Origin of the sequence: Sporolactobacillus inulinus, from assembly GCF_006539285.1 — a bacterium.
GTDB lineage: Bacteria > Bacillota > Bacilli > Bacillales > Sporolactobacillaceae > Sporolactobacillus > Sporolactobacillus inulinus.
The window spans coordinates 1-1,830 of the sequence record NZ_BJMS01000186.1; the positions used below are offsets into that span (position 1 = coordinate 1).

The window sequence follows — 1,830 nt, forward strand, 5'->3', positions numbered from 1 at the left end:
TTTTTGCCCGGTTTTTCTCATGCGTTTGGTTTTTTTCATTGGCAGTTGCAGACATGTTCATGTATGCTAGGTTTATAATGTTTGAATTGCAAGACTTATTTTATAGATGAGGTGAACGGGTGATGGCAAGTAAGGATTCATTTTTGGAACAGGCACCAAAACAGCTTTTTATCGGCGGTAAATGGCTTGATGCAGAAAGCGGTGCGGTTGATGATGTGGTTAATCCGGCAACCGGGGAAGTCATTGCCCGAGTGGCACGCGGCGGTGGTGCAGATACAGAAAAAGCGATTGAAGCGGCACAAGCTGCTTTTCCGATTTGGGCTTCGTTGGATGTCGATGAACGCGCGAAAATTTTACGCCGTGTTGCCGATTTGATTATAGAAAAAGCAGATGAGCTGGCGACGATTTTGACCATCGAGCAAGGGAAACCGCTTGCTCAGGCCAAAGGTGAAGTCGTCGGCGGTGCGGAAAGTGTGCGCTGGCATGCTGAAGAACTCCGGCGCGTTTACGGTGAAACAATCCCGGGTCCGAACGGTCATCTTTTCCTCGTCCAAAAGGAACCGCTTGGTGTTGTCGGTGCGATTACGCCATGGAATTTTCCGTCGTCGATGATAACGCGTAAAATTTCGCCGGCACTGGCAGGTGGTAATTCGATCGTATTGAAGCCTTCACCGGAGACGCCGCTTTCGGCAACGGCATTGATGAAAATTTTCCAAGAAGCCGGTATTCCGGATGGTACGGTGAACCTTGTGATGGGTGATGCGGCAGCAATCGGCAAAACGCTGACCGAAAGCAACGCGGTGCGCAAAATTACGTTCACCGGATCAACAGCGGTAGGTAAACGGTTGTTCGAGCAGTCGGCGGATACATTGAAAAAGGTTTCATTGGAGCTTGGCGGACATGCGCCGTTTATCGTTTTTGATGACGCTCCGCTGGACAAGGTGGTCGCTGATTTGGTTGCTGCAAAATTCCGCAATAATGGCCAAGTGTGCACGTCGCCAAACCGGATTTTTGTTCATGAATCGATTAGCGAAGCGTTCACAGAGAAACTGGTTGCGGCTGTGAAATCCGTAAAGGTTGGCAATGGCTTGGACGAAGGGGTACTCGCCGGGCCGCTGATTCGAGAAGATGCGCTTGGCAAAATTCAGCATCAAATTGATGACGGCGTCGCAAAGGGAGCTCAGCTCTTAATCGGTGGCAAACGTTTGACCGATGGTGCGTATGCAAACGGCTATTTTTATGCGCCAACCGTTTTAGGCGGCGTCTCAACAAAAATGGATATTTTCTATCAGGAAACGTTTGGTCCGGTGATCCCGCTGATTCCGTTCTCCGACACGGACGAAGTGATTCGCATGGCGAACGACACCAACTATGGTTTGGCCAGCTATTTCTACACATTGGATTTGAAACGGATTGCCAAGGTCAGCCAAGGCCTGCAATACGGCATGGTCGGCGTCAACAGCAACACCGTTGCCTTCACGCAAACCCCGTTCGGCGGCGTCAAACATTCCGGATTTGGCAGAGAGAACGGGCATCAGGGTATCGATGACTATGTGAATACGAAATTCGTCAATTTGAATTACGGAATCTGAGAAAAAGGTGGATCAAAATCCGAACCGCGCATGCGGGGTTCGGATTTTTTTAGCAGGTAAAGAATGTTACTAATTTTGCCCTGCTGGAACGACGAGGGGTAATAAAGGAACTTCTGCTAATTATAAAGGAACTTCCGCTAATTAAAGGAACTTCCCCTAATTGTAAAAGGAACTTCCGCTAAATGTAAAAGGAACTTCCGCTAAAGGCATGCACGTCCTGTGCACAACGCGGAAGCCA

1 protein-coding gene is annotated in these 1,830 nt (G+C 49.1%); it reads left to right on the forward strand.

The genetic code is table 11. From position 1 onward, the window contains the following. Positions 1–122: 122 nt before the first annotated feature. Entirely contained in the window at positions 123–1,592 is a 1,470-nt protein-coding gene (locus tag SIN01_RS14565) for an NAD-dependent succinate-semialdehyde dehydrogenase (RefSeq protein ID WP_141306168.1), read from the forward strand. Positions 1,593–1,830: the final 238 nt, after the last annotated feature.

Coding starts and splice junctions, on each gene's coding strand:
- SIN01_RS14565 (WP_141306168.1), top strand. CDS start 123: ATGGCAAGTAAGGATTCATTTTTGGAACAGGCACCAAAACAGCTTTTT.